Here is a 21,796-nt window from a genome sequence, read left to right as displayed (position 1 = left end):
CGCCGGCCGGGCCGCCGTGCCGTCCGCGTCGGGCCGCGCGAGCGTCGGCGGCAACGCCGGCCGGGCCGCCGCAGGCCGCGTCGCCGTCGGCCCCCGCCCCTCCGTCGGCGGCCCGAACCGCACCGCCGCGCTGCCCACCGGGCGCGATACGGAAGGCGAACCGCCGGGCGGACCCGCCGGCAGCAAGCGCACGGGCCGCAGGAGCAGGCTCGGCAGGTGGCGCTGGCGCAGCATCGTGCTGGCCGCGGCCGCGGTCGTCGTCATGGTCGCCGGCGGCGGCCTGATCGGGGTCGCCTACCTCTACGACTCGGTGCCCGAGCCCGCGGACTTCAGCCCGAACGAGAACACCTTCGTCTACTCCGCCGACGGTGCGCAGATCGCCAAACTCGGCGGCGAGAACCGCGAGATCGTCTCCATGGCCGCCCTGTCCGACGAGGTCAAGGTGGCTCTCATCGCGGGCGAGGACAAGAACTTCTTCAACCACCACGGCATCGACCTGTGGGGCGTGGCCCGCGCCGCCTGGAACAACCTGACCGGCGGCGAGACCCAGGGCGCGTCCACCATCACCCAGCAGTACGCCCGCAACGCGGCCAAGGACCTCGAGGTCACCTATGCCCGCAAGCTGCGCGAGGCGGTGATGGCCAGGCGGCTGGAGGAGGAGCACTCCAAGGACGAGATCCTCGGGTTCTACGTGAACACCGTCTGGTTCGGCCGCGGCTCCAGCGGCGTCGGCGCGGCGGCGAAGGCGTACTTCAACAAGTCGGCCGACCAGATCACGGTCGAGCAGGCGGCGGTGCTCGGCGCGGTGCTCAAGCAACCCGAGCCCAACGACTACGACGGCACCAAGGGCTACGACCCGCACCTCAACCCCGAGGCCGCCAAGATCCGCTGGAACTACGTGCTCGACAACATGGTCGAGATGGGGCGGCTCGACCCGGGCAAGCGCGCGACCATGGTGTATCCGGACAAGACGCTGCGCAAGTACTCCGCCCGGTCCGGCGAGACCGGCATCCAGGGCACCGGCACCGGCTTCGTGATCACGAAGTACGTCGAGCGGGAGATGGCGGCCTGGGGCATCACCGACTGGCGCAACAAGGGCTACCGGATCACCACGACGATCAACTCCAAGGCCCAGCAGGCGCTGGAGGCGCAGCTGTTCCGCACCTTCGAGTGGAAGGAGACCTGCAAGGGCAAGGGCGACAAGAAGGTGTGCGTCAACGACGTCGCCAAGGCCGTCGACCCCAAGGTCGACGGCGAGTACACCAAGATGAGGAACTATCCGAAGAACGTGATCGCGGCCGGGGTGGCGATCGACCCGAAGAACGGCCGGGTGCTGGCGTACTACGGCGGCGCCGACGGCACCGGCATCGACTACGCCGGGAAGATCAACGAGGGCACCATCTGGGAGGACGGCGGCCACCCGCCGGCGTCCTCGTTCAAGGTCTACACGCTGGCCGCCGCGATCGACGCGGGCATCTCGCTCAAGTCCACCTGGGACCCGACCCCCATCGTCGCCACCGGTAAGAAGCGCAACTGCGACAAGTACAACCTCTGCCCGTACGAGGTGGAGAACGCCGGCCGCGACGCCGGCAGCCTCAAGTGCAAGCGAAAGTGCACCCTGCTGGACGTCACCCGGCTCTCGCTCAACGTGCCGTTCTTCAAGATCGCGAAGAAGATCGAGCCGAAGAACGTGGTGGCCATGGCGCACGCGGCCGGCATCAACACCATGTGGGCGGTCAGCGACGGCAAGGCCCGCAACCTCGACAAGCCCGACACGGACACCAGCCGCGCCTCCTTCGACTACCAGGTCGGCTTCGGGCAGTACCCCGTCACCGTGCTCGACCACGCCTCGGGCATGGCGACCTTCGCCAACCACGGCGTCTACAACAAACCGCACGTCGTGCTCAAGGTGGAGAAGAAGGACGAGAGGACCGGCAAGTACCAGCTGGTGCCGAACACCGGCGAGGTCAGCAAGGCCGAGCGGCGCATCCGGCAGGAGGTCGCCGACGAGGTCACCGGCCTGCTCAAGCAGCTGCCCAAGTCCTACTACCACGCGCTGGCCGGCGGCCGCGAAGCCGCCGCGAAGACCGGCACCTGGGAGAGCAAGGTCCAGGACAAGGCCCACTCCAACGTGTGGACCGTCGGCTACACGCCGCAGATCGCCACGGCCATCTGGGTCGGCAACGTCAAGAACGCCTCGGACCCGATCTACCGGCCCAAGGCCCTGGGCGGCGGCAACATCACCAGCGTCGGCCTGCCCGCCGACATCTGGCAGGCGTTCATGAACCGGGCCCACGCCGACATGAAACTCAAACTGGAGCCCCTGGCCGCCGGCACCGGCGGCAAGATCGGGGAGGTCGAGGGCGTGGGCGACGGCGTCGAGCCGTCCAAGAAGCCGAAGCCCGCCGACTGCGACCCCAAACCGGCCTGCCTGGCGGCCAGCCCGACCGTGCCCGGCAACGCCGACGTGGTCCCGTCGCCCGCCGTGGCCGGACCAAGTCCAGCGACGCCACCAGGCCCGTTGCCTTCCGCCTCACGCTGAGCAGCGCGGTCCCACACGAGCCCGGCCGGTCCGTCCGGCCGGGCTCGTCCGCTCGCCCCTGCCCTCGCGCGCCGGCGCGTGGCAGTATGGCGGCACCCGTCACCGACGGGCCCGTCACTGACGCCGCGGCTGGGAGCACCCATGGACAACGCCATCGACCACGCTCCCCTGCAGCACGACGGCGACTCCGGGGTCGGGGTCGTGGTGTGCCACGGCTTCACCGGGTCGCCGCACAGCATGCGGCCCTGGGCCCGCCACCTGGCCGCACAGGGCTGGTCGGTGCGGCTGCCGCTGCTGCCCGGCCACGGCACCCACTGGCGCGACGCCAACCGCACCACCTGGCAGGACTGGTACGCCGAGGTCGAGCGCGCCGCCGCCGAACTGCGCGGGCACTGCACCTCGGTGTACGCCGTCGGCCTGTCGATGGGCGGGACCCTCGCCCTGCGCCTGGCCCAGCAGCACCCCGACCTGGCCGGCATCGTGCTGGTCAACCCGGCCGTCACCATGCTGCGCTGGGACGCGAAGCTGCTGCCCGTGCTGGGCCTGGTCGTGCCGTCGGTGCCCGCGATCGGCAACGACATCGCCAAACCGGGCATCGACGAGGGCGCCTACCCGCGTACGCCGGTGCGGGCCGCGGCGTCGCTGCGCCGGTTCCAGGCGGTCGTGCGCGCCGACCTGCCGAAGGTCGCCCAGCCGGTGCTGCTCTACCGCTCCGCCAACGACCACGTGGTCGAGCCCGTCAACAGCGAGCTCGTGCTGAAGGGCATCACCTCGGCGGACGTGCAGGAGGTCGTCCTGCAGGACAGCTACCACGTGGCGACCCTCGACCACGACGCACCGCAGATCTTCGACGGCAGCGTCGACTTCATCCGCCGCCTGAGCAGCTGACCATGCCGCGGTAGCGGCGACCGCCCGCAGTCCCGAACGGGGCATATGGCACCAATGACCTCCGCGGTCACCCTCGATCGGGCAGGCTGATGCCAGACCGATCGCGGAGGAGCGGTTCATGGCCCTCACAGCACCCGATCGCCAGGTCGCGACCGGGACCGTACTGCTCACCCTGGCGTGCGGCCAGTTCCTGATGACGCTGGACAGCTCGGTCATGAACGTGTCGATCGCGACGGTCGCCGAGGACGTCGGCACCACCGTCACCGGCATCCAGACCGCGATCACCATGTACACGCTCGTCATGGCGGCACTGATGATCACCGGCGGGAAGATCGGCCAGATCATCAGCTTCAAGCGGGCCTTCGCGATCGGCTGCGTGATCTACGGCGCGGGGTCGCTGACCACTGCCCTGGCACCGAACCTCACCGTGCTGCTCATCGGCTGGTCGCTGCTCGAAGGCGTGGGGGCCGCGCTCATCCTGCCCGCCATCGTCGCCCTGGTCGCGTCCAACTTCGACCGGGCCCAGCGCCCGAAGGCCTACGGGCTGGTCGCCGCGTTCGGCGCGATCGCGGTCGCGGTCGGCCCGCTGATCGGCGGCCTGCTGACCACGTACGCCTCCTGGCGGTGGGTCTTCGCCGGGGAGGTCGTCGTGGTCGCGGGCATCCTGCTGCTGACCCGACGCATGCGGGACCTGCCCCCGGACCGGACGACCCGCCTGGACCTCGGCGGCACCGCCCTGTCGGCGCTGGGGCTGGTGCTGATCGTCTTCGGCATCCTGCGCGGCGGGACCTGGGGCTTCATCAACCCCAAACCGGGCGGCCCGGCGTGGCTCGGCCTGTCGCCGGTGTTCTGGCTCGTCATCGCGGGCGGCGTCGTGCTGCGCTGGTTCATGTCCCGGGAACGCGCACGCCAGCGCCGGGGTCAGCCGGTGCTGCTGGACCCGACGCTGCTGAACAACCGGCTGCTGCGCGGCGGCCTCACCTCGTTCCTGTTCCAGTACCTGCTCCAGGCGGGCCTGTTCTTCACCGTCCCGCTCTACCTGTCGGTGGCGCTGGGCCTGTCGGCGATCGAGACCGGGCTGCGCATCCTCCCCCTGTCCGTGACGCTGCTGCTGGCCGCCGTCGGCGTGCCCAAGTTCCTGCCGAGGGCATCGCCCCGGCGGGTGGTGCAGGTCGGCTTCGCGGCGTTGTTCGCCGGGATCGTCGCCCTAGCCGCCGCGCTGGAGGCCGGGGCGGGCGCGGAGATCGTCACCTGGCCGCTGCTGCTGGCCGGGCTCGGCGTCGGCGCGCTGGCGTCCCAGCTGGGCAGCGTCACCGTGTCGGCGGTGCCCGACGAGCGCAGCGCCGAGGTCGGCGGGCTGCAGAACACGGTGACCAATCTGGGCGCGTCCATCGGCACCGCGCTGGCCGGTGCAGTGCTCATCGCCGGCCTGACCAGCTCCTTCCTGACCGGCGTACAGGCCAACCCGGCCATCCCGGCGAGCGTCTCCGGGCAGGCCCAGGTGCAGCTGGCGGCCGGCATCCCGTTCCTGTCCAACGACCAGCTGGCCGCGGCGCTGACCGAGGCCGGGGTGGACCCCGCCACCACAGCCGCCGCCGTCGCGGAGAACGAGCAGGCCCGGCTCGACGGCCTGCGCGCCGCGCTGGGCCTGCTCGCGCTGCTCGCGCTCGTCGCGCTGTTCCTCACCCGGGGCATTCCCGTGCGGCAGCCGGGCACGCCGTCACCGGCTCAGCAGTGAGCACGCGCCGCCGACAGGGCGCGCAGCTCGTCCAGGACGATGCGGCTCGCCGCGGTCAGCGCGGCCCGGCTGCGCACCGCCGCGTACACCTGGCGGGTCAGCGGCTCGCGCAGCGGGCGGACGGCCACCCGGTATCTGCGGTCCACGGCCAGCTCGGGCAGCAGCGACACGGACAGGCCCGCTTCGACGTGCGCCAGCAGCAGCTCGTAGCTGCCGAACCGGCCCGCCACGACCGGTTCGAAGCCTGCCTGGCGGCAGCTGCTGGTGACCAGCCGGGACAGGTACGTCCCGGGCAGGTCGACCGACCACGCCGCCGTGGCGAAGTCGGCGAGGTCCACCGGTTCCCGCGTCCCCGGCTCCGCCCGGCCCGGCTCCGGCACGGACTGCGGCGTCACGAGCACGATGGCATCCGCGAGCAGTGGAATGGTCTGCACGTCCGGATCCGGCGGCGCCGGCCCGTCGGCGAAGTCCGCGGTCACGATGATGTCGCAGTCGCCGCGGCGCAGGGCCGGGTGGCTGGCCTGCGGGTCGAGTTCGCTGATCTCCAGTTCGATCCTCGGGTGCGCCTGCCGCAGCCGGGCGGCCAGCGGGATGACCAGGGTGCGGACGGCGCTGGAGAACGCGGCCAGGCGCACCGGGCCTGCGGGCTGTCCGGAAAGGTCGCGCAGGTCGGCCTCGGCCGCCTTGACCTGGTCGAGGATGACCCTGGCATGCCGGGCCAGGGTGCGTCCGGCGGCGGTGAGCTGGACCCGGCGGCCGACCCGGTGCAGCAGGTCGGCATGCGTCTCCGCCTCCAGGACCGCCAGCTGCGCCGACACCGCCGACGGGCTCAGGTGCAGCGCGGCGGCGACGGCCCGCACCGTGCCCAGGCTGTCAAGCATGCTGAGCATTTCCAGGCGGGAGGTGTTCAGTCGCATCGCCGCTCCCTGTACGCAGATTACGCACAGGCTAGCCGGACATCGGAGCTGTTCGCGCACAGCGGCGTTGCCTACCGTGAGGGCATGACGCTGATGAGCGAGCAGGCCACCGCCACGCAGTTCTGGTCCGACGCGGAGCGCTACCTGTTGCGCTACGGCGGCCCGTTCACGCCCGAGATCATCGAGCGCGCGGCGGGCAGCTACGTGTACACCGCCGACGGCCGCCGGATCCTCGACTTCACCTCGGGTCAGATGAGCGCCATCCTCGGCCACTGCCACCCGGCGATCGTGGCGACGGTGCAGCAGCAGGTCGCGAGCCTCGACCACCTGTTCAGCGGCATGCTGTCGCGCCCGGTCGTCGACCTCGCCCGGCGCCTGGCCGAGTCCCTGCCCGCGCCCCTGGACAAGGTGCTGCTGCTGACGACCGGCGCGGAGTCGAACGAGGCGGCCATCCGGATGGCCAAGCTCGTCACCGGCAAGCACGAGATCGTCGCGTTCGCCCGGTCGTGGCACGGCATGACCGGCGCCGCGGCCGCCGCCACCTACAGCGCCGGCCACCAGGGCTACGGGCCGACCGCGCCGGGCAACTTCGCGATCCCCACGCCGAACCCGTACCGGCCGGACTTCACCACCGCCGACGGCGGGTTCGACTGGCGGCGGCAGCTCGACCACGGCTTCGCCATGATCGACGCGCAGTCCTCGGGCAGCCTCGCCGCGTGCATCGTAGAGCCGATCCTCAGCTCCGGCGGCGTCATCGAACCGCCGCCGGGCTACTTCGCCGCGCTGGCCGCCAAGTGCCGGGAACGCGGCATGCTGCTGATCGTCGACGAGGCGCAGACCGGCCTGTGCCGCACCGGCGACTGGTACGCCTTCCAGCGCGACGGGATCGTGCCCGACATCCTCACGCTGTCCAAGACACTGGGGGCCGGGCTGCCGCTGGCCGCCGTGGTCACCAGCGCGGAGATCGAGCAGCGGGCCCACGAGCGCGGCTACCTGTTCTACACCACCCACGTGTCGGACCCGCTCGTCGCGGCCGTCGGCAACACCGTGCTCGACGTGCTGCAGCAGGAGCAGCTCGACCTGCGGGCCCGGGAGCTGGGCGCGTTCCTGCGGGCCGGGCTGCTGCAGCTCCAGCAGCGGCACCAGGTCGTCGGCGACGTGCGCGGCCGCGGGCTGATGCAGGGCCTCGAACTCGTCGTCGACCGCGCCACCAAGGAAGGCGCCGACCTGCTCGGCGCGCAGGTCACCCGCCGGTGCCTGGAGCTCGGCCTGCACCTGAACGTGGTGCAGCTGCGCGGCATGGGCGGCACGTTCCGCATCGCGCCGCCGCTGACCGCGACGCAGCAGGAACTGGCCCTCGGCCTGGAGATCCTCGACCAGGCGCTCGGCGAGACCACGGCGGTCTGACCGCCGGGGCGGGCCACCGCAGCCGGCGGCCCGCCCCGACCCGCTATTCCAGCGCCGCGAGCAGGCGGTCGTAGGTCGGGGCGAGCCGGCGCAGGGCGGCCGCCGCCGTCGGGAAGTCCCTGCTGACCACCGGGTACTGCAGCGAGCCGACGAGCCGGGCCTGCTCCGCGGCGACCTCGGCCGCCTTGTCGTAACCGGCCAGCAGCAGGCAGTCGGCGGTGTCGGCGAGCCGGCGCGCGCCGACTCGGATCGCGAAGTACATGAGGTGCTCGCGCAGGCCGTCGGCCGCCCCGGCCTCGACCAGCTCGGCGACCCGTTCGGCTGCCGCGCCGTTGCCGAGGCTGCCGGGCGGCATCTTGACCTCGGCGCGCATGGACAGCCAGTCGATCGCGGCCGGGATGGTCGAGCGGATCGCGTCGGCGTCGCTGACGTCGGCGACCTTCGTGAAGCCGGTGCGCATCGTGTACGGGTCGCCGTAGCTGACGGTCTCGGCCCGCCAGGCGGTCATGAAGTCGCCGACCGGCACCTCCGCGTACGGGTAGCCGTGCGGGTCGTGCACCAGCACCCGCTCGTCGTCCACGTCGAGCGCGACCACGAAGTGATCGGCCCCGATCGGGCCGTTCATCTCCGGCTGGTGGCGCAGGTGACCCATCTCGACGGGTCCGACCCACACCGGGCCCTGCCGCACCGCCGCCGTGAGGCGGGCCAGCGCCGCCTGCTCGTCGCCGCCCCTGCTGACGGTCGAGGTCCAGCCGATCGCCGACAGTGCCCGGTCGAACCCCTGCTCGGGGTCCCACCCGTACGCGTCGAAGAACATCATGGCGGCGCCGATGAGCTGCATGCCGAACGGGCCGCCCGTGGCGACCTCGATGACCGCGGTCGACGGCGACTGCGCGCCGAGCAGCATCGCGAACGAGTTCGAGTAGCAGTAGGGACCGCTGCCGACATAGGGAAGATGGCGCACGGGCAGGCCTTTCGGGTCAGTGGACGGCGACCGGGTACGCGACGTCGAAGCGCGTCCCGGCGCCGGGCGAGATCTCGTAGGGGTGCCCGGTGCAGACGACGCCGGGGCGGGCGTCCGTCCAGGCTTCGACGGCGTCGTAGACGCGCAGGATCAGGGGCAGGTCCTCGTAGCCGGACGGCACGGGCAGGTACACCGCGGTGTGCGCGGGCACCAGGCGGATGTGCAGGTCGCCGACGGGTTCCACCCCGCGGTCGCAGGCGACCGCCACCTCCACGTGCCCGTCGCTGTCGGGGGTGATCAGGTCCTCGAAGAACACGAACCGCGGGCCGTCCGCGGGCAGGCCCGAGGCCCGCAGGTGGGCGCGGACGTCCTGCTCGGCCGTGCTGACGAAGCCGGCCAGCGCGGTGGCGTCGATCCGGTGCCGGCGGCCGAGCACCTTCACGGCCGCCACGTCGCGCATCGCCACGGCGTCGGCCAGCCCGGTGTCGGCGGACGAGCCCTGCACCGCCTCCACCACCGCGGCCCGGTCGTCGAGCAGGCTGCGCTGGGTGTGCAGCCAGCCGCGCAGTTCCAGCGCCCGGTCCGGCGGGCTCAGGTCGGCCAGCACCGCGATCCGGGCCAGCGGCAGCCCGAGCCGGCGCAGCCGGGCGATCAGGCGGGCGCGGGGCAGCTGGTCGGGGCTGTAGTAGCGGTATCCGGTCGCCGGGTCCACCCAGGCGGGTGGGAGCAGGCCCTGCTCGGCGTACAGGCGCAGCGCCTTCGGCGACAGCCGCGCCGCCGCCCCGAACTCCCCCGCCAGCAGATGATCCCGTGCCACCCGGCCAGTCTGCGGCGCGCCCTTGGGGCGAGGTCAAGTCGGCGGCCTTGACAATGCAATAGCTTTGTTTCAAAACTATGTGCGCCATCCACGGCAACCCTGGGAGTCGAGATGACGATCGCGATCATCGGCGCGGGCATCGGTGGGCTCACCGCCGCGCTCAGCCTGCACCAGGCCGGGTTCCGCGACATCCGCTTGTTCGACCGCGTCGCCGAGCTGCGACCGCTGGGTGTGGGCATCAACCTGCTCCCCCACGCCGTTCGCGAGCTGACCGAACTCGGCCTCGGCGAGCGCGTCGCCGCACTCGGCACGGCCCCCGGCACTCTGGCCTACTTCAACCGCTTCGGCCAGCCCATCTGGCGCGAGCCCCGCGGCCTGGACGCCGGCTACCGCTGGCCGCAGCTGTCGGTGTACCGCGGCCGCCTGCAACTCGCCCTGCTCGACGCGGTCCGCGAGCGGCTCGGCGCGGACGCCGTCCAGCCGGGACACCGGCTCACCGCGGTCGAGCACGGCCCGGACACCGACGTCGCGGTCTTCGACACCGCAGGCGGCGAAGCACGCGTCGAAGCCTCGCTCGTGGTCGGGGCCGACGGCATCCACTCCGCGCTGCGCCGCCAGCACCACCCCGGCGAGGGGGACCCCGTCTGGAACGGGCTGACCCTGTGGCGCGGCACCGCCACGATCCCCGCCTACCTCGACGGACGCACCATGATCATGGCGGGGGACGGCGAGCAGAAGTTCGTCGCGTACCCCGTCAGCGCACCCGACGGCACGGGCCACGCGCGCGTCAACTTCATCGCCGAACGGCGTGCCGACAGCACGGGCGCCCAGACCGCCGACTGGAACCGCGCCGTCGACCCCGCCCCGGTCCGCGACCTGTTCCGCGACTGGCGGTTCGGCTGGCTCGACGTGCCCGCCGTCATCGCGGCCGCCGACGAGATCCTCGAATACCCGATGGTCGACCGCGACCCGATCGACCGCTGGACGCACGGGCGCTCGACCCTGCTCGGCGACGCCGCCCACCCCATGTACCCCAACGGCTCCAACGGCGCGTCCCAGGCGATCCTCGACGCGCGCACGCTCGCCTTCCACCTGGCCACCACGCCGACGACGGAGCAGGCGCTCGCCGCGTACGAGGCCGACCGCCGCCCCGCCACCACCGCCCTGGTGCTGAGCAACCGCCGCCAGGGCCCCGAGCAGGTCATGCTCCTCGCCCACGAACGCGCGCCAGGCGGCTTCGCCGACATCCACGACGTCATCCCCGCCGACGAACTCGCCGAGATCGCCACCGGCTACAAGCGGGCCGCCGGATTCCACCCCGACGCCCTCAACACCCGCCCCTCGCTGACCCCGCCGGACACCACCCGATGAGCGCCTTCGACCCGGCAGACCTCGCGGCGGTCATCTCACCGCTGCGCCGCACGCTGCTGGCCGCGGCGCGCGCCGCCGAGGACCTGCCCGAGATCCCGGACGCGCAGATCGAGATCATCCGCGCCCTGCCCGCGGGCAGCGTCGCCACACCGGGCGAGCTCGCCGCCCGGCTCGGCATGAGCCGTCCGACGGTCAGCAACCTGCTGCGCACGATGGAGCACAGCGGCCTGATCGCCCGCCGCCAGCGCGACGACGACCGCCGCCGCGTCACCGTCGCCGCCTCCGCCAAGGCCCTCGACCTGTTCGACCGCTTCGACCGCGCGAGCGCCCGGCTCATCGCGGCGGCCGCCGCCACCCTGCCGGACGGTGACCGCGACGCGCTCGCCGCCGCAGTGCCGGCGCTCGACCGGCTCCGTGCCGCGCTCGCCGGCCGGCGGCCGAACCCCTCCGCCTCCCCCACCCCCGAGGACACGCCATGACGACGCTCGGCCAGCGGCTCTCCCGATGGATGCAAGCCAGGATGATCAAAGGCGTCACGCCGGGGCCCTACGACATCACCGTCCGCAAGGACCTGCGCGTGCCCATGGACGACGGCGCCGAACTGCTCGCCGACCTGATCACCCCGGTCGGCGACGCCCCGCCGCTGCCGACGATCGTCATGCGCGGGCCGTACGGCCGCCGCAGCACCGACACCCAGGCCCGCGCGCTCGCCCGCGAAGGCTTCACCGTGCTCGCCCAGCGCTGCCGCGGCACCTGGGGCTCGGCCGGCGTCTTCACCCCGCAGCTCGACGAGCAGCGCGACGGCGCGGCCACCCACCGCTGGGTGCGGCAGCAGCCGTGGTTCACCGGCACGGTCGCCACGTACGGGCCCAGCTACCTCGGCTACACCCAGTGGGCCGTGGCCGGACACCTGCAGCGCGAGGACCCCGCCAACGCCCCCGACGCGCTCTGCCTCATCACGACGATGCCCGACTTCGGGGCCATCACCTGGGACAACGGCGCGTTCTCGCTGCGCAACGCGCTCGGCTGGACACAGATGATGGACCGCATGGCCAAGCGCCGCTTCCTGCCGCTGATCCTGGCCATGCTGCGCCCCGACCCCAAGCTCACCGAGGCGTTCGGCGTGCTCCCGCTCAGCGCCGGCGACACCGTCGCGACGGGCGGACCGGTGGACTGGTACCAGGACTGGGTCGCCCACGAGCGGCTCACCGACGAGTACTGGACCCGGCAGTCGCACACCGCCTCGGTCCCCGACGTCACCGCGCCCGTCTACATGATCACCGGCTGGTACGACATCTTCCTGCCCTGGCAGCTGCGCAATTACGCCCAGCTCGTGGCCGCCGGACGGCCGCCCCGCCTGACGATCGGCCCGTGGGGACACGTCTCGGCGGGCATGGGCGGCCCGGCCCTGTCCGAGTCGGTCGCCTTCCTCACCGAACACCTCGCGAACGGGCCGAGCACCCGGGTCGCCCCGGTGCGCGCCTTCCTCACCGGCGCGCAGCAGTGGCACGACCTGCCGGCATGGCCGCCGCCGGGCGCCGCCGCCCAGCCCTGGCACCTGCACGGATCGGGCCTGCTCAGCCAAGCCGCGCCCGGCGGCGGCGTCACCCGCTACACCTACGACCCCGACGACGCCACGCCCGCCGTCGGCGGTCCGAGCCTGCAGCCGAACTCCGGGCCCCTCGACAACGCCGCCCACGAGCGCCGCGATGACGTCGCCGTGTTCCGCACCGACGTCCTGGACGCCGCGACCGTGCTCGCCGGCGAACCGGTGGCCCGCATCCGGTTCCGGTCCTCCCAGCCCAGCGCCGACCTGTTCGTACGCATCTGCGACGTGCACCCCGACGGCCGGTCCATGACCGTCTGCGACGGCATCCGCCGCATCGGCGGCATCGCCGACACCGGCCCGGAGCCCGACGACGAGGGCTTCCGCGAGGTCGAAGTGCCGCTGTGGCCGACGTTCCACCGCTTCGCGGCAGGCCACCGCATCAGTGTGCAGATCAGCTCGGGAGCCCATCCGCGGTACGCGCGCAACCCCGGCACCGGCGAGCCCGCCGCGGCCGCGGTGCTCACCGCGCGGGCCGAGCAGGCGATCTCGCACGACACCGCCCGCGCATCGCGGATCGAGCTGCCGGTGTGGCAGCCATGACCGCGCCGACGCCGTCGCTGGAGCACGCCTTCGACGTCGAGGTCCACCTCGGACCGCTGGAGGATCACGGGGTGACCCGGGCCGGGCACCGCCGGGTCGTGCCGATCGTGGGCGGGCAGGTCCGCGGCCTGTTCGACGCCGAGATCCTGGCCGGGGGCGCGGACTGGCAGCTGGTACGCCCCGACGGGGCCGTCGAGATCGACACCCGCTACTCGGCGCGCACACCGGATGGCGAGCATGTCTACCTGCGGACGTTCGGCGTACGCAGCGGACCGCCGGAGGTTCTCGGGGCGCTGCTGCGCGGCGAGCCGGTGGACCCGTCCGAGTACTACTTCCGCATCGGCGTCCGGCTGGAGACCTCCGCCGCCCGCCTGGCCGTGCTCGAACAGTCGGTGTTCGTGGCCTCCGCGATCCGCGAGGCCGACCGCGTCCGCTACGCCGCGTACCGGGTGACCTGACGCGCGAATACTTTTTACTTGCACATGTGGAAAGTATTCGCATATGGTTTCCAGTATGGAAAGTTATGACCTGGCGGAGCAACTCAAGGCGGCCGAGCGTGGCGCCGCTGCCCCCTACGTCGACTACCCGCCCACCCCCTGGTGGTATGCGCCGTCCGTCGGCGCGTGGGTCGCCGCCATGATCGGCGCCTTCACCTGGTGGCGCGAGAACACGGGGGCGTTCGTCGGCTCGCTCGCCCTACTTCTCGCCGTCGAGGCCCTCTTCATCGTCTGGATGCGGCGCAGGCACGGTGCGCTTCCCATGCCGGGCAAGGGAACGCCGCCTGCCGAGATCGCCGGAGTCTGGCGCGGATACGCGATCGCGCTGCCGGTGATCGCGCTGCTCGTCGCGGCTGCCTGGTGGCTGGGCGGCGTCCCCGCCGCGGCCGTTGCCGCGTTCGTCCTGGTGACCGCAGGTCTGGCCGTCTACGAGCGCCGCTACGCGCTGGCCGCCGCCGAGACCCGGGCCCGCCTGCGATGATCGACGGGCTGGATCCGGTCATCCACGTGCCCAAGCGCCTGGCGGCGATGGCCGTGCTGGCCAACGCCCCCTCGGTGTCGTTCCGGTTCCTGAAGGACCATCTGCGACTCACCGAGTCGGACCTGTCCAAGCAGATGTCCACGTTGGAGTCGGCCGGATACGTCAGCGCGGCCAAGGAAGGCCACGGCCGCGGGAGCAGCACCACCTACCGGATCACGAAGGCCGGGCAGCAGGCGTACGAAGGCCACTGCGCGGCTCTGCGGGCGCTGATCGGCGGCGCCTGACGCCGGTTCGGCTCTCGCGTCGCCGACCGGTGGCGATCGGCGACGCGGGAGCCTTCGACTACTCGCCCTTGGGGTCCGCGCAGTCGATCTGCACCGTCACGGTGCCGGTCTGGCCGTTGCCGGTGACCGTGATGACGGCCTGGCCGGCCCAGCGCGGGTCGGTGTCCGCCCAGGCGTTGTGGAAGTACCCGGTGCCGTTGCCGTTGGCGTCGGTGGTGAAGGTGTCGTCGTGGTCGTAACCGCGGGCGGTCCCGGCGTTGTACACCGTGTTGGGCCGGCCGCCGGTCAGCACGACCAGCACCTGCGCACCGAGGTCGTTGCAGCCGTCGAGGCTGCTGGTCAGGTGGCCGACCGGCGTCTGCGCGGTGCCGGCGAGCGCGACCTCGTGGACGGCGAGCGACGTGGCGAGCGCGAAACCGGCGATGCCGAGCGCCCTGAGGGCGTTGATCCGAAGGGTGGACACGTTGACCCCGTTTCGTGACGGCCCCGGCGGCTTTTCCGCCGAAACTTCCGACCACAGTAGACAGACCTCGTCACCCGTGGGGGGCGGCAGCGGCGAGCGGCGATGCGAGGCTTCTTGAACCGAGTTCGGACACCTTCGGACATCACTTGAACGATGTGCAAGCGGCCGCCGGGTGCCATATCGTGGGCACATGCCGCGCGACACCCTGACCCGGGCGCAGATCGTCCAGACCGCCATCGCGCTGCTCGACGAGCAAGGTCTGGACGGCCTCAACATGCGCAGCCTCGGCAAACGGCTCAACGCCGCCGCCACCGCCGTCTACTGGCACGTCAAGAACAAGGACGAGCTCGTCGTGGCCGCCGGCGACCATGTCTGGCAGGAGATCGACCTGCCCGACCCGGCCCCGGAGGACTGGCAGCAGGCCGCGACGTCCCTGGCCACCGGCCTGCACGACACGTTCGCCCGGCACCCCTGGCTGGTCCCCGCGTTCGGCTCGCACCTGTTCCACGGCCCCGGCAAGGCCCGCTTCGACGACCGCTGCCTCGCCGTCTACGAGGCCGCCGGATTCACCGGCGCGCGCGCCGACCAGGCCGCCGGGGCCGTGTTCACCTTCGTGCTCGGCAGCGTGCTGGGCACCTCGGCGGCCACCGCGCTGTCGCTGCGCCGGGCCCGCGACGGAGCGGACGCCCGGGCGCAGCTCGACCAGACCACGGCCAAGGCCCGCGAGATCGCCATGCGGTACCCGCGCCTGCGCGCCCGCCTCGACGACAGCTCCACGGCCGGCTACGCGGCAGCGCCGGAGCAGACGTTCGACGTCGGCCTGCGCGCCCTGCTCCACGGACTCGCCGCCCAGCTCACCGACTCGCCCTCCGGGAACCACCGCGCCGGGCGATAATGGTGCAGCCCCCGCCGGACCGGAACGTCCATGGCAACGATGGGGGCGGACGATGGCACGCACAGTGGCCGACCTGATGGTCGCGACGTTGAAGGCGTCCGGCGTGCGCCGGATGTACGGGGTCCCCGGCGACTCCCTGAACGGCCTCACCGACGCGCTGCGCCGTGATGGCGGGATCACCTGGCAGCACGTACGGCACGAGGAGGCGGCGGCGTTCGCCGCCGCGGGCGAGGCCGCGGTGACCGGCGAGCTGGCGGTCTGCGCGGGCAGCTGCGGACCGGGCAACCTGCACCTGATCAACGGCCTGTTCGACGCGAACCGCAGCCGCGTACCCGTGCTGGCGATCGCCGCCCAGATCCCCCGCGACGAGATCGGCTCCGGCTACTTCCAGGAGACCCACCCGCAGGAGCTGTTCCGCGAGTGCTCCGTGTACACCGAACTCGTCAGCATCCCCAGCCAGCTGCCGCAGGTGCTGGCCGCCGCGATGCGCACCGCGCTGGCCCGCGGCGGGGTCGGCGTCATCGTCGTGCCCGGCGAGGTGTTCCTCGCCGACGCGCCCGCCGGCGCCGAACCGATGTCGATCCGCCCCGTGACGCCGATGGTCCGTCCCGACGACGCCTCGCTCGACGCCGCGGCCGCGGTCCTGAACGCCGCCGAGCGGGTGACCATCCTCGCCGGGGCGGGCTGCGCCGGAGCCCACGACCGGCTGCTCGACGTCGCCGGAGCACTCCAGGCGCCGGTCGTGCACGCGTTCCGCGGCAAGGAGTTCGTCGAGTACGACAACCCGTACGACGTGGGCATGACCGGGCTGATCGGCTTCAGTTCCGGCTACCGGGCGATGGAGCACTGCGACGCGCTGCTCATGCTCGGCACCGATTTCCCCTACCGCCAGTTCTATCCCGACGGCGTCCCGGTGGTGCAGGTGGACGTGCGGGGCGAGCAGATCGGCCGCCGGGTGACCGTCGGCGTGCCGCTGGTGGGCACCGTCCGCGACACCGTCGACGCGCTGCTGCCCAGGCTCGCCGCCAAGACCGACTCGGCGCACCTGGACCGGATGACCGCCCACTACCGCCGCGCCCGCGCCAAGCTGGACCGCCTCGCCGTGGCCAACTCCGACGACTCACCGCTGCACCCGCAGTACGTCACGGCCGTCATCGACCGGCTCGCCGCCGAAGACGCGATCTTCACCGCCGACGTCGGCACGCCCTGTATCTGGGCCGCCCGCTACCTGCACATGAACGGACACCGCCGGCTGCTCGGCTCCTTCAGCCACGGTTCCATGGCCAACGCCCTGCCGCAGGCGCTGGGCGCGCAGGCCGAACACCCCGGCCGCCAGGTCGTCTCGCTGTCCGGTGACGGCGGGCTGGCGATGCTGCTCGGCGAGCTGATCACGCTGCGTCAGATGCGCCTGCCGGTGAAGGTCGTCGTGTTCAACAACGGCGCGCTGTCGTTCGTCGAACTCGAAATGAAAGCGGCCGGCTTCGTCACCTTCGCCACCGACCTGGACAACCCCGACTTCGCCGCCATCGCCGAGGCCGCCGGGCTGTTCGGCGCCCGCGTGGACAAGGCCGGCGACCTGGAGGACGCGCTGCGGGCTGCCTTCGCACACCCCGGCCCGGCACTGGTCGACGTGCGCACCGACCGGCACGAGCTGTCCCTGCCGCCCAAGCTCACCTTCGGCCAGATCAAAGGCTTCACGTTGTACGCCACCCGGACCGTCCTGTCCGGGCGCGGCTCCGAGATCGTCGAACTCGCCAAGACGAACCTGCGCGACCTCGACGCCGAATGACCGGCTCTGAACGCGCGGAAATCGACTCGCCCGGCCCGCACCCGGCCACTAATGTCCGCCGCATGCGGCTGGAGAAGGTCACCCCGAAGAACTATGCGGCGGCGCTGGCGCTGTCCGTACGCCCCGATCAGGCGGATCTGGTCGCGCCGGTGGTCAAGTCGCTGGCCGAGGCGTATGTCTTCCCCGACCTCGCCTGGCCGAGGCTGATCTATGACGGCGACCGGCTGGTCGGCTTCGTGATGGCCTTCCTCGACTACGCCTGGGGCGACGATCCCGACGACATCCGGTACGGCCTCTGGCGGCTGAACATCGCGGCCGACGCCCAGGGAAACGGCTACGGCCGGTTCGCCGTCGAGGCCGTGTCCGAGGAGGTCCGCGCCCGCGGCGGCACCCGCCTGCACGTCACGTGGGAGCCTCGCGCCGGAGGTCCGGAGGAGTTCTACCTGAAGCTGGGCTTCCACCCGACCGGCGAGCAGAGCGGCGGCCAGACCGTCGGCGTCCTGGACCTGTAATCGAACCAGCACGGCGTGCGCCGGGGTGAGTACCGGAGTTCGTGGCCACAACATCTGGGTTGTGGCCACAACCCAGATGTTGTGGCGGCCGGACGGAGACACCCGGCAACAGCCGGCGCGCTCAGCACATTCCGCCGAAGAGCCCGCAGGCCCTTCGCCGAGCACCAGCAGCTGCTGCCCGTCACCTCGACCCGGCCGCCGACCTGTTCCGGCTCGTGGTCGGCCCGCGGGCCTGACCGGACCCGCGTCGCGGGCCCTGGCATGATCGCGCCCGTGACGACACGCGTAGCCCTCATCACCGGCAGCTCCCGAGGACTCGGCCGGGCGATCGCCCGGCGCCTGGCCCGCGACGGCATGGCCGTGGCCGTCAACGGCCGCCAGGAGAAGAACCTGGCGGGGCTGGTCGACGAGATCCGCGCCGAGGGCGGCGCCGCGGCCGCGTTTCCCGCCGACGTCACCGACGAGCAGGACGTGGCCCGGCTGGCCGACGCGATCGCGGCGCAGCTCGGACCGGTGGACGTGCTGGTGCTCAACGCGACCGGACCGCAGCCCGAGGCCCTGATCGCCGACGCCGGCAGGGCGGCTTTCGACGCGCAGCTGGCGTTCTTCGTACACAGCCCGGTGCTGCTCGGGCGGGCACTGACCCCCGGCATGATCGCGCGCGGCCACGGCCGCATCGTGCACCTGGACTCGGAGGTCGCCGACCGGCCGCAGCCGGGCTGGTCCGCGTACGCCGCCGCCAAGAACGCGCAGATCGGCCTCGCCCGCGCCTGGGCCCGCGAGCTGGCCCCGCACGGCATCACGGTGAACAGCGTCGCGCCCGCGTGGATCCCCGTCGAGCGGCACGAGGGGTCCACCGTCGACGGATACCTGGCCACGGTGCCCGCGGGCCGGATGGGCACGCCGGAGGACATCGCGCACGTGGTCAGCTTCCTGGCCTCCGAAGGCGCGGGCTTCGTCACCGGGCAGCGCATCGTCGTCGACGGCGGCCGCAGCCTGCACACCTGACCGCCGCCTGCCGATCCGGATCCAGGACGTGCTCGCCGGAGCGGCGTAGCGGGCTCCGCCCTGTGCACCGCCTGTGATGCTGGACGTTTCCTGCGTGTGGATCCGCCCATCCAGGCATGCAACCGGCACCGCCGTGTCCATCTGCCAGGACTGTCGGAGGTTCCCTGGGCGATTCGTCGAGGAACACGCGTCAGCGTCGGAGACTCACCGATCGCAAGGAGCCTCGCATGATGAAGTTCTCGAAAAAGTCCCTGGTCACGGTCGGCGCCGCGGGGGTACTGGCGCTCGGCATCGCGGCGCCCGCCGCCGCGTGGGCGGCCGAGGGCAGCGGGTCCACGGCCACCGGGACCGTGGCGCAGGGCAAGGACAAGAGCGACCAGCGGGCCGAGCATCAGCAGAAGCTGGCCGAGGCGCTGGCCAAGGAACTCGGCATCGACCAGGCGAAGGTCTCGGCCGCGCTGGAGAAGGTGCAGACCCAGCTCCGCCCGGACGGCAAGACCGGCGGCAAGAGCAGCGACAAGGCCGCCGACCGCACCCCGCAGCTCAAGGAAAGGCTGGCCGCGGCGGTCAAGGACGGCAAGCTGACCCAGGCCGAAGCAGACGCGATCCTCAAGGCGACCGAGGCGGGAGTACTCGGCGGCCACGGCCACTCACCGGACCGTACCTCCTCCAGCGAGTCCGGCAAGTGACCCGGCGGGCGGCGTCCGGCGAGGGGGTATGCCGGACGCCGCCCGCAGCGGTGTCCACGATCCCGCCGACCTTTCGGACACGCTCACGCCGCGTTAACAGGAGGTGCGGTGAGCTGTCCACCATGCTGCCCCGACGATCCGCGTCACCGCGTCCCGGCCGACATCCGGTCCCGCCACCCGGCCGTCCGACCCGCGCCGGGCGGCACGCGGCCGAGCTGCCGTAGCACATGGCACGGGTACTCCTCATCGACGACCATCGCCCGGCGCGCGAAGAGCTGCGGCTGGCGCTGGTCCGGCACGGGCATGTCGTCGGCACCGCCGACACCGGCGAGCAGGGGCTGGCCCGGCTCGGATCGTTCGCGGCCGAGATCGTGGTGCTCGATCTGGTACTGCCCGGCATGGACGGGTTCGACGTGTGCCATCGCCTGCGGGCCGAAGGCGACCTGCCGATCATCGTGCTGACCACCCGCGACGACGACGCCGACGTGATCGCCGCTCTGGAGGCAGGCGCCGACGACTACGTGGTGCGGCCGGTGCACGCCCGGATCGTCGAAGCCCGCATCCGCGCCGTACTGCGCCGCACCCGTTGCGGGTCTGCCGGGCGGGCCTGCGACGACGGGTACGAGGAGCACGGCGCGCTGCGCATCGACCGGGACTCGCTCAGCGTCGGCAAGCGCGGCCGGCGCGTCCGGCTCGCAGCCACCGAGATGCGGCTGCTACTCACCCTGTCCGCCACGCCCGGCCGCGTACACAGCAGACTCCAGCTCCTGGAAGCCGTCTGGCAACACGACTTCCTGGGCGACTCGCGCCTGGTCGACGCCTGCGTCCAGCGCCTACGCGCCAAGATCGAGGACAACGCCGCCAAACCGATCTACGTCCAGACCGTACGCGGCTTCGGCTACCGCTTCGGCCCCCTGCCCGACCGCCCCTAGATCGCCCGACTTGCCAGGCACCTGTGCGTATCTTGACCGCGCTTTCGCACACCTGCCCGGCAAGTCGAACGATCGACGGCTTACGCCAGACGACGCCGGCCCACCGGCATGTGCCGAGTCGGGTACGCCGCTCCGGTCAGCGTGACAGTTCGAGATATTCGATACGAGCATCACGATTGTGCTCAACGTACCCTGCGATCCGTCCCGGCACGGCTGAAGGTCGCGCAACCCGCACACGCAGCAGCAGGTGAGCGGGCTGTACACCGAGACGTGTCCCTGCGTGCCGGCCCGCCGTCACCTCGACTATCGGCCAGCCGAGCACGGTCACACCTACGATCGGCCCGACAGCGTCACGATCCAGGTTCAACGCGATCGGATCCAGCGCGACGGTGTCCCCGAGCCGAACGGCACTGCCGTCCGCCGCGATCCAAAACGTCGGGCTGGTCATCGGGGCTCGTCGAGGTCGTGGCGCAGGAAGTCGGCGACGGTACGCAACACGCCGGTCGAGGCGTTCCAACGGTGCGCCGTGTTGAACTCGGCGACGTCGTACCTCAACCGCTCGGCGATGGTGAATTCAGCGGTGTCCTCATCAGCCCAGGCCGCCACAGTCGGCCCCTCGCCCCATCGATTCATGTCGGAAATCGTCTGTCGCCATTGGAGACGTCCACACCTCCGACGTGCCACGATTCAGGGACGTCTACGAAAGGTCCCCGCCGCCGTGGCTCGCAACGATGCGCTCCGCACCGCACTGGGCTCAGCAGGTCTCACGACAGTCGACCTCGCGACGACGCTCGCCGTCGACCCGAAGACGGTCGAACGCTGGGTGAGCAAGGGCAGACTCCCACACCCCCGGCACCGCGTGAAGACAGCCGAAGTCCTGAGGAGGATGTAGGGGTGTTGTGGCCCGAGGCGGTCCGCCGCTCGGTGAAACTGGGCGCGGATCGGGAGATGATCGCGGTATACCCCCGCCGCCTGGACCTGCCCCGTTCGCTGTTCGGCGACCTCATCGACGCAGCCTCCCGCCGGCTTTGGTTCGGCGGATACACCTCTTACTTCGTATGGCTCGACGTCGAGGGCGCAGGCCGGGTGCTCGCAGCCAAGGCTGCCGCCGGATCGGACGTGCGCTTCCTCCTCGGCGACCCCGACAGCGTCGTCACCCGGCACCGCGAAGAGATCGAAGCCACACCGCTGACCGTGTCCACCCGCATCGCCATGACCCGCGCCGAACTCAGCAAACACGAGGTAGGAGCGGAGGTCCGGCTGTCCGACCGCCACATCGCCATGTCGGTATGGGTGTTCGACGACGACATGCTCGTCTCGACGCACATCGGCGACGGCCTGGGACAGGACTCCGTCACGATGCATCTGCGCCGACGGCAGTCCGGCGGCGCATTCGACCGGTACGCGGACCACTTCCAGCAACTGTGGGCCGTCGCGCGCGTCTGACGGACAC

General features: G+C 72.0%; 23 protein-coding genes. 17 read left to right on the top strand and 6 right to left on the bottom strand.

Features of this window, described 5'->3' with window-relative positions:
• From F6W97_RS17705 to F6W97_RS17695, 3 genes are all read left to right on the top strand, one after another.
• Window positions 1-2,542: transglycosylase domain-containing protein (locus tag F6W97_RS17705; RefSeq protein ID WP_155371455.1), on the top strand; the 2,542-nt coding region annotated here is incomplete at its 5' end.
• Window positions 2,543-2,683: 141 nt separating this feature from the next.
• Complete coding sequence (locus F6W97_RS17700) at window positions 2,684-3,430, top strand: alpha/beta hydrolase (protein WP_155371454.1); 747 nt, start codon at window positions 2,684-2,686, stop codon at window positions 3,428-3,430.
• Window positions 3,431-3,548: 118 nt separating this feature from the next.
• Window positions 3,549-5,168 (top strand): MFS transporter, encoded by a 1,620-nt coding sequence (locus F6W97_RS17695; protein WP_155371453.1) that lies wholly within the window; start codon window positions 3,549-3,551, stop codon window positions 5,166-5,168.
• Here the strand turns inward: F6W97_RS17695 and F6W97_RS17690 are convergent.
• Window positions 5,159-6,085, bottom strand: coding sequence for a LysR substrate-binding domain-containing protein (locus F6W97_RS17690; protein ID WP_155371452.1), 927 nt, complete (start codon window positions 6,083-6,085; stop codon window positions 5,159-5,161). The two genes, F6W97_RS17695 and F6W97_RS17690, sit on opposite strands and share 10 nt — an antisense overlap.
• Before the next feature lie 84 nt (window positions 6,086-6,169).
• On the opposite strand from F6W97_RS17690, the gene F6W97_RS17685 reads away from it, so the two are divergent.
• The gene (locus F6W97_RS17685; protein WP_230686764.1) at window positions 6,170-7,492 is read left to right on the top strand and encodes an aspartate aminotransferase family protein; all 1,323 of its coding nucleotides are present in this window, start codon (window positions 6,170-6,172) and stop codon (window positions 7,490-7,492) included.
• Between the two features lie 43 nt (window positions 7,493-7,535).
• On the opposite strand, the gene F6W97_RS17680 is transcribed toward F6W97_RS17685, so the two are convergent.
• Window positions 7,536-8,456: a hypothetical protein gene (locus F6W97_RS17680; protein WP_155371451.1), complete on the bottom strand. Its 921-nt coding sequence runs from the start codon at window positions 8,454-8,456 to the stop codon at window positions 7,536-7,538.
• A 16-nt stretch (window positions 8,457-8,472) separates the two neighbouring features.
• A complete protein-coding gene (locus F6W97_RS17675; RefSeq protein ID WP_155371450.1) occupies window positions 8,473-9,273 on the bottom strand; it encodes a MerR family transcriptional regulator in 801 nt (266 codons plus the stop codon).
• A 111-nt stretch (window positions 9,274-9,384) separates the two neighbouring features.
• Between F6W97_RS17675 and F6W97_RS17670 the strand changes: the two genes are divergently transcribed.
• Genes F6W97_RS17670 through F6W97_RS17645 form a run of 6 tightly spaced genes read left to right on the top strand, consistent with a single transcriptional unit; the run spans window position 9,385 to window position 14,055 of the window.
• The gene (locus F6W97_RS17670) at window positions 9,385-10,644 is read left to right on the top strand and encodes a flavin-dependent oxidoreductase (RefSeq protein WP_155371449.1); all 1,260 of its coding nucleotides are present in this window, start codon (window positions 9,385-9,387) and stop codon (window positions 10,642-10,644) included.
• Window positions 10,641-11,123: a MarR family winged helix-turn-helix transcriptional regulator gene (locus F6W97_RS17665; protein WP_155371448.1), complete on the top strand. Its 483-nt coding sequence runs from the start codon at window positions 10,641-10,643 to the stop codon at window positions 11,121-11,123. Before F6W97_RS17670 ends, F6W97_RS17665 begins: the two co-directional genes overlap by 4 nt.
• Entirely contained in the window at window positions 11,120-12,793 is a 1,674-nt protein-coding gene (locus tag F6W97_RS17660; protein ID WP_155371447.1) for a CocE/NonD family hydrolase, read from the top strand. Before F6W97_RS17665 ends, F6W97_RS17660 begins: the two co-directional genes overlap by 4 nt.
• On the top strand, window positions 12,790-13,251 hold the full coding sequence (locus F6W97_RS17655) for a DUF3237 domain-containing protein (protein ID WP_155371446.1): 462 nt from the start codon (window positions 12,790-12,792) through the stop codon (window positions 13,249-13,251). Before F6W97_RS17660 ends, F6W97_RS17655 begins: the two co-directional genes overlap by 4 nt.
• Window positions 13,252-13,306: 55 nt before the next feature.
• Window positions 13,307-13,771: a hypothetical protein gene (locus F6W97_RS17650; protein ID WP_155371445.1), complete on the top strand. Its 465-nt coding sequence runs from the start codon at window positions 13,307-13,309 to the stop codon at window positions 13,769-13,771.
• On the top strand, window positions 13,768-14,055 hold the full coding sequence (locus F6W97_RS17645; protein WP_155371444.1) for a winged helix-turn-helix domain-containing protein: 288 nt from the start codon (window positions 13,768-13,770) through the stop codon (window positions 14,053-14,055). Before F6W97_RS17650 ends, F6W97_RS17645 begins: the two co-directional genes overlap by 4 nt.
• A gap of 58 nt (window positions 14,056-14,113) precedes the next feature.
• On the opposite strand, the gene F6W97_RS17640 is transcribed toward F6W97_RS17645, so the two are convergent.
• On the bottom strand, window positions 14,114-14,518 hold the full coding sequence (locus tag F6W97_RS17640) for a hypothetical protein (RefSeq protein WP_155371443.1): 405 nt from the start codon (window positions 14,516-14,518) through the stop codon (window positions 14,114-14,116).
• A gap of 190 nt (window positions 14,519-14,708) precedes the next feature.
• Here F6W97_RS17640 and F6W97_RS17635 point away from each other — a divergent pair, with 190 nt between their 5' ends.
• The 6 genes from F6W97_RS17635 to F6W97_RS17610 all read left to right on the top strand — a co-directional run bounded on the left by F6W97_RS17635 (window position 14,709) and on the right by F6W97_RS17610 (window position 20,343).
• Window positions 14,709-15,413, top strand: coding sequence for a TetR/AcrR family transcriptional regulator C-terminal domain-containing protein (locus F6W97_RS17635; RefSeq protein WP_155371442.1), 705 nt, complete (start codon window positions 14,709-14,711; stop codon window positions 15,411-15,413).
• Between the two features lie 52 nt (window positions 15,414-15,465).
• On the top strand, window positions 15,466-17,202 hold the full coding sequence (gene poxB / locus F6W97_RS17630; protein ID WP_155371441.1) for a ubiquinone-dependent pyruvate dehydrogenase: 1,737 nt from the start codon (window positions 15,466-15,468) through the stop codon (window positions 17,200-17,202).
• Between the two features lie 62 nt (window positions 17,203-17,264).
• Window positions 17,265-17,714 (top strand): GNAT family N-acetyltransferase, encoded by a 450-nt coding sequence (locus F6W97_RS17625; protein ID WP_155371440.1) that lies wholly within the window; start codon window positions 17,265-17,267, stop codon window positions 17,712-17,714.
• 273 nt (window positions 17,715-17,987) lie between these two features.
• Entirely contained in the window at window positions 17,988-18,722 is a 735-nt protein-coding gene (locus F6W97_RS17620; RefSeq protein ID WP_230686763.1) for an SDR family NAD(P)-dependent oxidoreductase, read from the top strand.
• Window positions 18,723-18,949: 227 nt separating this feature from the next.
• Complete coding sequence (locus tag F6W97_RS17615) at window positions 18,950-19,411, top strand: hypothetical protein (protein WP_155371438.1); 462 nt, start codon at window positions 18,950-18,952, stop codon at window positions 19,409-19,411.
• Between the two features lie 227 nt (window positions 19,412-19,638).
• Window positions 19,639-20,343, top strand: coding sequence for a response regulator transcription factor (locus F6W97_RS17610; RefSeq protein WP_155371437.1), 705 nt, complete (start codon window positions 19,639-19,641; stop codon window positions 20,341-20,343).
• Window positions 20,344-20,479: 136 nt separating this feature from the next.
• On the opposite strand, the gene F6W97_RS17605 is transcribed toward F6W97_RS17610, so the two are convergent.
• Together F6W97_RS17605 and F6W97_RS17600 are read right to left on the bottom strand one after the other, a co-directional pair.
• Window positions 20,480-20,791: a hypothetical protein gene (locus F6W97_RS17605; protein WP_155371436.1), complete on the bottom strand. Its 312-nt coding sequence runs from the start codon at window positions 20,789-20,791 to the stop codon at window positions 20,480-20,482.
• Window positions 20,788-20,976 (bottom strand): hypothetical protein, encoded by a 189-nt coding sequence (locus tag F6W97_RS17600; protein WP_155371435.1) that lies wholly within the window; start codon window positions 20,974-20,976, stop codon window positions 20,788-20,790. Before F6W97_RS17600 ends, F6W97_RS17605 begins: the two co-directional genes overlap by 4 nt.
• Before the next feature lie 261 nt (window positions 20,977-21,237).
• Between F6W97_RS17600 and F6W97_RS17595 the strand changes: the two genes are divergently transcribed.
• Entirely contained in the window at window positions 21,238-21,789 is a 552-nt protein-coding gene (locus tag F6W97_RS17595; RefSeq protein WP_155371434.1) for an XRE family transcriptional regulator, read from the top strand.
• Window positions 21,790-21,796: the final 7 nt, after the last annotated feature.

Source organism: Catellatospora vulcania, from assembly GCF_009720385.1.
Classification (GTDB): domain Bacteria; phylum Actinomycetota; class Actinomycetes; order Mycobacteriales; family Micromonosporaceae; genus Catellatospora; species Catellatospora vulcania.
This window is presented reverse-complemented; position numbering and strand designations above follow the sequence as displayed.

Excerpts from the sequence above, each read along its gene's own strand:
- F6W97_RS17605 (WP_155371436.1), bottom strand. The coding sequence starts at position 20,791 with ATGACCAGCCCGACGTTTTGGATCGCGGCGGACGGCAGTGCCGTTCGG.
- F6W97_RS17655 (WP_155371446.1), top strand. The coding sequence starts at position 12,790 with ATGACCGCGCCGACGCCGTCGCTGGAGCACGCCTTCGACGTCGAGGTC.
- F6W97_RS17670 (WP_155371449.1), top strand. The coding sequence starts at position 9,385 with ATGACGATCGCGATCATCGGCGCGGGCATCGGTGGGCTCACCGCCGCG.
- poxB (WP_155371441.1), top strand. The coding sequence starts at position 15,466 with ATGGCACGCACAGTGGCCGACCTGATGGTCGCGACGTTGAAGGCGTCC.
- F6W97_RS17635 (WP_155371442.1), top strand. The coding sequence starts at position 14,709 with ATGCCGCGCGACACCCTGACCCGGGCGCAGATCGTCCAGACCGCCATC.
- F6W97_RS17685 (WP_230686764.1), top strand. The coding sequence starts at position 6,170 with ATGACGCTGATGAGCGAGCAGGCCACCGCCACGCAGTTCTGGTCCGAC.
- F6W97_RS17700 (WP_155371454.1), top strand. The coding sequence starts at position 2,684 with ATGGACAACGCCATCGACCACGCTCCCCTGCAGCACGACGGCGACTCC.
- F6W97_RS17690 (WP_155371452.1), bottom strand. The coding sequence starts at position 6,085 with ATGCGACTGAACACCTCCCGCCTGGAAATGCTCAGCATGCTTGACAGC.
- F6W97_RS17615 (WP_155371438.1), top strand. The coding sequence starts at position 18,950 with ATGATGAAGTTCTCGAAAAAGTCCCTGGTCACGGTCGGCGCCGCGGGG.
- F6W97_RS17665 (WP_155371448.1), top strand. The coding sequence starts at position 10,641 with ATGAGCGCCTTCGACCCGGCAGACCTCGCGGCGGTCATCTCACCGCTG.
- F6W97_RS17600 (WP_155371435.1), bottom strand. The coding sequence starts at position 20,976 with ATGAATCGATGGGGCGAGGGGCCGACTGTGGCGGCCTGGGCTGATGAG.
- F6W97_RS17625 (WP_155371440.1), top strand. The coding sequence starts at position 17,265 with ATGCGGCTGGAGAAGGTCACCCCGAAGAACTATGCGGCGGCGCTGGCG.
- F6W97_RS17610 (WP_155371437.1), top strand. The coding sequence starts at position 19,639 with ATGGCACGGGTACTCCTCATCGACGACCATCGCCCGGCGCGCGAAGAG.
- F6W97_RS17645 (WP_155371444.1), top strand. The coding sequence starts at position 13,768 with ATGATCGACGGGCTGGATCCGGTCATCCACGTGCCCAAGCGCCTGGCG.
- F6W97_RS17695 (WP_155371453.1), top strand. The coding sequence starts at position 3,549 with ATGGCCCTCACAGCACCCGATCGCCAGGTCGCGACCGGGACCGTACTG.
- F6W97_RS17660 (WP_155371447.1), top strand. The coding sequence starts at position 11,120 with ATGACGACGCTCGGCCAGCGGCTCTCCCGATGGATGCAAGCCAGGATG.
- F6W97_RS17650 (WP_155371445.1), top strand. The coding sequence starts at position 13,307 with ATGGAAAGTTATGACCTGGCGGAGCAACTCAAGGCGGCCGAGCGTGGC.